This is a genomic window from Streptomyces purpurogeneiscleroticus (genome assembly GCF_020024005.1).
Classification (GTDB): Bacteria; Actinomycetota; Actinomycetes; order Streptomycetales; family Streptomycetaceae; genus Streptomyces; species Streptomyces purpurogeneiscleroticus.
The window spans coordinates 1-6,576 of sequence record NZ_NHSG01000041.1 but is presented as its reverse complement, the minus strand read 5'-3'; the positions used below and the strand labels follow the sequence as shown (position 1 = coordinate 6,576).

The 6,576-nt window shown below is 69.9% G+C and carries 7 protein-coding genes; 2 read left to right on the top strand and 5 right to left on the bottom strand.

The window, feature by feature from the left end; translation table 11 throughout:
• From CCS38_RS01135 to CCS38_RS01125, 3 genes are all read right to left on the bottom strand, one after another.
• Window positions 1-360: cytidine deaminase family protein (locus CCS38_RS01135; RefSeq protein WP_223731286.1), on the bottom strand; the 360-nt coding region annotated here is incomplete at its 3' end.
• Window positions 361-451: 91 nt separating this feature from the next.
• A complete protein-coding gene (locus CCS38_RS01130; protein ID WP_223731285.1) occupies window positions 452-1,849 on the bottom strand; it encodes a GntT/GntP/DsdX family permease in 1,398 nt (465 codons plus the stop codon).
• A 110-nt stretch (window positions 1,850-1,959) separates the two neighbouring features.
• The gene (locus CCS38_RS01125) at window positions 1,960-2,496 is read right to left on the bottom strand and encodes a gluconokinase (protein ID WP_223731284.1); all 537 of its coding nucleotides are present in this window, start codon (window positions 2,494-2,496) and stop codon (window positions 1,960-1,962) included.
• A 165-nt stretch (window positions 2,497-2,661) separates the two neighbouring features.
• Here CCS38_RS01125 and CCS38_RS01120 point away from each other — a divergent pair, with 165 nt between their 5' ends.
• Window positions 2,662-3,363 carry a FadR/GntR family transcriptional regulator gene (locus CCS38_RS01120; RefSeq protein ID WP_223731283.1) on the top strand — a complete coding sequence of 234 codons (702 nt, stop codon included), beginning with the start codon at window positions 2,662-2,664 and terminating at the stop codon, window positions 3,361-3,363.
• Window positions 3,364-3,384: 21 nt separating this feature from the next.
• Here the strand turns inward: CCS38_RS01120 and CCS38_RS01115 are convergent, their stop codons facing one another.
• Complete coding sequence (locus CCS38_RS01115; protein ID WP_030254100.1) at window positions 3,385-3,597, bottom strand: hypothetical protein; 213 nt, start codon at window positions 3,595-3,597, stop codon at window positions 3,385-3,387.
• A 46-nt stretch (window positions 3,598-3,643) separates the two neighbouring features.
• Window positions 3,644-5,242, bottom strand: coding sequence for an acyl-CoA mutase large subunit family protein (locus CCS38_RS01110; protein ID WP_030254102.1), 1,599 nt, complete (start codon window positions 5,240-5,242; stop codon window positions 3,644-3,646).
• Between the two features lie 225 nt (window positions 5,243-5,467).
• Between CCS38_RS01110 and CCS38_RS01105 the strand changes: the two genes are divergently transcribed.
• Entirely contained in the window at window positions 5,468-6,331 is an 864-nt protein-coding gene (locus CCS38_RS01105; protein ID WP_223731282.1) for a L,D-transpeptidase family protein, read from the top strand.
• Window positions 6,332-6,576 lie beyond the last annotated feature (245 nt).

Genomic DNA, 6,576 nt, shown 5'->3' with positions numbered 1-6,576 from the left:
GACGACGGTCATGTCCGGGTAGTAGTCCAGCAGGACCTGGCGGCAGCGGCCGCAGGGCGGGATGATGCCGCGGCCCTCGTCGGCGACCGCCACGATCTGGCGCAGGTCGTACGCGCCCTGTGCGGCCGCGGCCCCCATGACGACCAGCTCGGCGCAGGGGCCGCCGGTGAAGTGGTACACGTTCAGGCCGGTGACGATGCGGCCGTCGGCGGTGCGGGCGGCCGCCGCCACGGTGTGGTCGTCACCGCGCGCGTAGGCCGCGACGGCCTCCTCCGCGGCGCGTACCAGGGCGTGATCGACCAGTACGCCGTTGTCGACCGGTACGTCGCTGCCGGCCGGTACGCCGTCATCGGTGGTCATGGGGTCGCCTCTCGTACGGGAAGGGCCGTACGGACGCTATCCGTCCGTACGGCCCTTCCGCGACGTCATTCCCCCGTGCGGGGCTGCCGGGCTACAACACCAGCGACAGCAGCAGCACGACGATGATCGAGACGACGGAGATGACCGTCTCCATCAGGGACCAGGTCTTGATCGTCTGGCCGACGTTCATCCCGAAGTACTCCTTCACCAGCCAGAAGCCCGCGTCGTTGACGTGGCTGAAGAAGAGCGAGCCGGCGCCGACGGCGAGGACCATGAGCGCCGCGTGGGCGGGGCTCATGTCGGCGGCCAGCGGGGCGACGAGGCCCGCAGCGGAGACCGTGGCGACGGTGGCGGAGCCGGTCGCGAGGCGGATGGCGACCGCGATCAGCCAGGCCAGCAGCAGCGCCGGCAGGCCCCAGTCCTTGGACATGTCCAGGATCATGTCGCCGACGCCGACGTCGACCAGGGTCTGCTTGAAGCCGCCGCCCGCGCCGACGATCAGCAGGATGCCGGCGATCGGGGCGAGGGACTTCTCCACGGTCGTGGAGAGCCGGCCGGCGCCGAAGCCCGCGGCCCTGCCCAGGGTGAACATGCCGACCAGTACCGCGACCAGCAGGGCGACCAGCGGCGAACCGATGACGTCGAAGACGCGCTGCACGTGCTGCTCGGGGTCGTCGACGACGATGTCGACCAGGGCCTTGGCGAGCATCAGGATGACCGGCAGCAGGACGGTGGAGAGCGTCGCGGCGAAGCTGGGGCGCTTCTCCAGGTCCTCGGAAGGACGCTGCGGGATCATCTTCTCGGGCGGCTCGATGTCCACCCAGCGGGAGGCGAAGCGGGCGAAGACCGGGCCGGCCAGGATCGCGGTCGGGATCGCGACGAGCACGCCGAGGCCGAGGGTGATGCCCAGGTTGGCCTTGATCGCGTCGATGGCGACGAGCGGGCCGGGGTGCGGCGGGACCAGACCGTGCATGACGGAGAGGCCGGCCAGGGCCGGGATGCCGATCCGCATGAGGGAGAAATTGCCGCGCTTGGCGACCAGCAGCACGACCGGGATCAGCAGGACGATGCCGACCTCGAAGAAGAGCGGCAGGCCGACGATCGCGGCGATCAGCACCATCGCCCAGGGCATCATCCGCCGGCTGGACTTGGCGAGGATGGTGTCGACGATCTGGTCGGCGCCGCCGGAGTCGGCGAGCAGCTTGCCGAGGATCGCGCCGAGCGCGATCAGTACACCCACGCCCGCGACGGTCGAGCCCAGGCCGTTGGTGAAGCTGGTGATGGCCTTGTCCAGCGGCGCGCCCGCCGCCGCACCGAGCACCAGCGAGCCGATGGTCAGTGACAGGAAGGCGTGCAGCTTGAATCTGGTGATGAGAAGGACGATGACGGCGATGCCGATGAGCACGGAGATGCCCAGCTGCGCGTTGCCGGCCGAGGTGATCGGCTCGACCGCGTCCGCTGCCATCATCTCGACGCTGAGATGGGTCACGGCTTTTCCTTCGGTTGGAGCCCGGTCTCACGATCGGAGCTCATGGGTACGGCTCGGCACCGGACCCCGGGGGAAGGGGCCGGTTCAGAGCTGGGGGATGCGGCTCCTGATCAGAGCTCGGTGGTGGCCGGGGAAGCGCCCTCGTCGAGCTGCCGCAGCGCGGCGACGGCCCGCTCGGTGATCTCTTCGGGGGTCCCGGAGACGTCCACCGCCACGCCCCGCTCGTCCTCGCCGAGCGGCTGCAGGGTGGCGAACTGGGAGTCGAGGAGCGCGGTGGGCATGAAGTGGCCCTTGCGCTCGGCCATGCGGCCCGCGATCAGCTCGCGGGATCCGGTGAGGTGCAGGAAGACGATGCCGGGGGCCTCGGCCCGCAGCCGGTCGCGGTAGGCCCGCTTGAGCGCGGAGCTGCTGACCACACCGCCCTTGCCCGACCGGCCGTGCGCCCAGGCGCCGATGGCGTCGAGCCAGGGCCAGCGGTCGGCGTCGTCGAGCGGGGTGCCGGCGGACATCTTGGCGATGTTGGCCGGGGGGTGGAAGTCGTCTCCCTCGGCGTACGGGACATCCAGCGCATCAGCGACGAGCGGTCCGATCGTCGTCTTGCCGGTGCCGGCGACTCCCATCACGACGATGACATGGGGGGTGCTCATCGCGGTCTACCTCGCTCGTTCGTCCTCATTGACTTGGCGGTCGAGCCACCTGAGTGGCTCGAATGCATCGCCCCACTGAAACCCATTAGGTACGACGTATTCAAGAGTCTGTGACACAAACGTCATACTTATTATTCCCGCGAGCCGGGAACGTAGGCTTATCCCATGGAGAACACGGGGCAGGGGCTGCATGCCAGAGTGCTGGAGTCCCTCGGGCCGGAGATCACCGCGGGCGAGCACTGTCCGGGCACGGTGCTCCGCACCGATGAGCTGGCCCAGCGCTTCGACGTCTCCCGCACGGTCATCCGCGAGGCGGTCCGGGTCCTGGAGTCCATGCACCTGGTCGAATCCCGGCGCCGGGTGGGCGTGACCGTACGCCCCACCGAGGAGTGGAACGTCTTCGATCCGCGGGTCATCCGCTGGCGGCTGGCCGGCGCCGACCGGCCCCGCCAGCTGCGCTCGCTCACCGTGCTGCGCTGCGCCATCGAGCCGGCCGCGGCGGGCCTGGCCGCCCGGCACGCCACGCCCGACCAGTGCGCGGCGCTCACCGAGCACGCCATGGGCATGGTCGCCACGTCACGCGGCCAGCAGCTGGAGGCGTACCTCGTCCATGACACGGCCTTCCACAAGACCCTGCTCACGGCCTCGGGCAATGAGATGTTCGCCCGGCTCAACGACGTCGTGGCGGCGATCCTGACCGGCCGCACCCACCACCACGTGATGTTCACCGACCCGGACCCGGCGGCGGTCACCCTGCACGTCCAGGTCGCGGAGGCGGTACGCACGGGCGACGCGGCCCGCGCGGAGGAACTGACCCGTGAGATCACCGTCGGCGCGATGGCCGAGCTGGACATCCTCGCGCCGTAACGGGCAAAAGGGCGCGCGGCCTCAGAACAGCGGCTGCTGCCCCGGGAACGGCGGCTCCTCCGGGTCGAACAGCTTCTCCGCCGGCGCCATCATGGGCGCCATCCGCCGCGAGCCGGGACACGAGATCAGTTCGAGCCCCGTACGCCGCCCGGGCGGATCGTGCCGGGCGAACCGCCCGCCGACCACGGCGATCTCTCTGGTGCAGACGGGGCAGGTGCGGCGGGGTGACGACATAGGAACAGTTTGACGCAGGGCGCGGGCAGTGCCCGCGCCCACCCGCTCAGAACGCGTCCGTCGGGACGTAAGCGCCCCAGACCTCGCGCAGCGTGTTGCAGACCTCGCCGACCGTCGCCTTGGCCTTCAGCGCGTCCTTCATCGGGTACAGGACGTTGTCCGTGCCCTCGGCGGCCTTCTTCAGGTCGGCCAGCGCCGCGTCCACCGCGGCCTGGTCCCGCTCGGCGCGCAGCTTCTTCAGCCGCTCGGCCTGCTGCGCCTCGATGGCCGGGTCGACGCGGAGCGGCTCGTACGGCTCCTCCTCGTCGAGCTGGTAGCGGTTGACGCCGACCACGACGCGCTCGCCCGAGTCGGTCTCCTGGGCGATGCGGTACGCGCTGCGCTCGATCTCGTTCTTCTGGAAGCCGTGCTCGATGGCGGACACGGCGCCGCCCAGCTCCTCGACCTTGCCCATCAGTTCGACGGCCGCGGCCTCGACGTCATCGGTCATCTTCTCGACGACGTAGGACCCGGCGAACGGGTCGACGGTGGCCGTCACGTCCGTCTCGTACGCCAGCACCTGCTGCGTACGGAGCGCCAGCCGCGCGGACTTGTCGGTCGGCAGCGCGATGGCCTCGTCGAAGGAGTTGGTGTGCAGCGACTGCGTGCCGCCGAGGACCGCACCGAGGCCCTGGATGGCGACGCGGACGAGGTTCACCTCGGGCTGCTGGGCCGTCAGCTGCACGCCCGCGGTCTGCGTGTGGAAGCGCAGCATCAGCGACTTGGGGTTCTTCGCGCCGAACTCCTCCTTCATCACCCGGGCCCAGATCCGGCGCGCGGCACGGAACTTGGCGACCTCTTCGAGGATGGTGGTGCGGGCGACGAAGAAGAACGAGAGGCGGGGCGCGAAGTCGTCGACGTCCATGCCGGCCGCGACGGCGGTCCGTACGTACTCGATGCCGTCCGCGAGGGTGAAGGCGATCTCCTGCGCGGGCGAGGCACCGGCCTCGGCCATGTGGTAGCCGGAGATCGAGATGGTGTTCCACTTCGGGATCTCGGCCTTGCAGTACTTGAAGATGTCGGCGATCAGCCGCAGCGAGGGCTTGGGCGGGAAGATGTACGTGCCGCGGGCGATGTACTCCTTCAGCACGTCGTTCTGGATGGTGCCGGTGAGCTTGGCGGGGTCCACGCCCTGCTCCTCACCGACGAGTTGGTACAGGAGCAGCAGCAGGGCACCGGGCGCGTTGATGGTCATCGAGGTGGAGACCTTGTCCAGCGGGATGCCGCCGAACAGCACCCGCATGTCCTCGATGGAGTCGATCGCCACGCCGACCTTGCCGACCTCACCGCTGGCGATCGGCGCGTCGGAGTCGTGACCCATCTGGGTCGGCAGGTCGAAGGCGACGGACAGGCCCATCGTGCCGTTCGCGATCAGCTGCTTGTACCGGGCGTTCGATTCGGCGGCCGTACCGAATCCGGCGTACTGGCGCATCGTCCAGGGGCGTCCGGTGTACATCGTCGGGTACACACCACGGGTGTACGGGTAGGCGCCGGGCTCACCCAGCTTCTCCGCCGGGTCCCAGTCGCCGAGGGCGTCCGGACCGTAAACGGGCTCGATGGGCAATCCGCTCTCGGTGTGTCGAGAGCTGCCGGACTCGCGCGCCATGGTGCCTGCCTCCCGCTGTACTGCTGCTCAGTAACGCTGGACTACTGCTCAGTAACGAAGTGCCTTTGCGACGGACTGTAGCGGCGACCGTGCGCCCCGTGGAGGGTCGCAGGCTGGGACCTTGCTCACAGCATGACTCCCAGCATGGCCGCAGGTTCGGCGGGCCGCAGCGCCGGGAAGCATGGGAAGGGGCGGGTGAGACCACGGGGGTGGGATATGCGTCGCATGTGTCGCAGGCGCCACAGGCATCACAGTGGAACGTTCCGCGCGCTGGCCGGCACGCTGGCGCTGGCCGCCGCACTGTCGGTGACCACCGGCTGCAAGGAAATGCGGGTACGGATCGACGACGGCAAGGGCGGCGGACACGCCGCTCCGGCACCGAGCGCATCCCTTCCGACGGCCCCGGCCGCACCGCCTTCGACGCGCGCGCCCGCGCCCGAGCCGACACAGGCCGCCCCGAAGCCGGTGCTCGCGCCAGGGGCCCGCAGCGAGCGGGTGCGTGAACTGCAGGCGCGGCTGCGGCAGTTGAAGCACTTCGACCGGAATCCGACGGGGTACTACGGCGCGATCACGGCCGCCGCCGTCACGGCCTTCCAGCGTGACCAGGGCCTCCCCCGGACCGGCAGCGTGGACCAGGCGACGCTGAGCGCGCTCCGCGTACGGACGCAGCGCCCGACGCGCGACGAGCTGTACCCGCCCACCACCCGGCCGGTCGCGGCACCCGACAAGCGGTGCCTCACGGGCCGCGTGATCTGTATCAGCAAGAAGAGTGACACGCTGGCCTGGATGGTTGACGGCAAGGTCGTCTCCGCGATGGACGTGCGCTTCGGCTCGCAGTACACCCCCACCCGCGAGGGCACGTTCGGCATCACCTTCAAGAGCCGCCACCACGTCTCGACGATCTACGACACGCCCATGCCGTACGCGATGTTCTTCAGCGGCGGCCAGGCGATCCACTACTCCAGCGACTTCGCGGCCCGCGGCTACGCCGGCGCCTCGCACGGCTGCGTCAACGTCCGCGACAAGAAGCGGATCGCCGACCTGTTTCAGCAGGTCAGCCCGGGGACGAAGGTCGTCATATACAAGTAGGCGACGGGCCGGGCGGCCGTCCGGAGCGGCCGGTGTGACGTTTTTGGCGACCGTGACGCTGTACGTACTGAAGCCGACTGGTCATCGGCTGCGCGGGAGCCGGGGTTCCCCCCGTACCTACGGCACCGCGCGTTCGGCGCGAGCGGGGCACGTTCCCCCGGCCCCGCTCGCGCCCTTTTTTGCGGCTAAACCGCCGCCGCTCTCGCGGAACTGGCTGGGCGCCGTGGGGGTTGCTCAATTGGGGG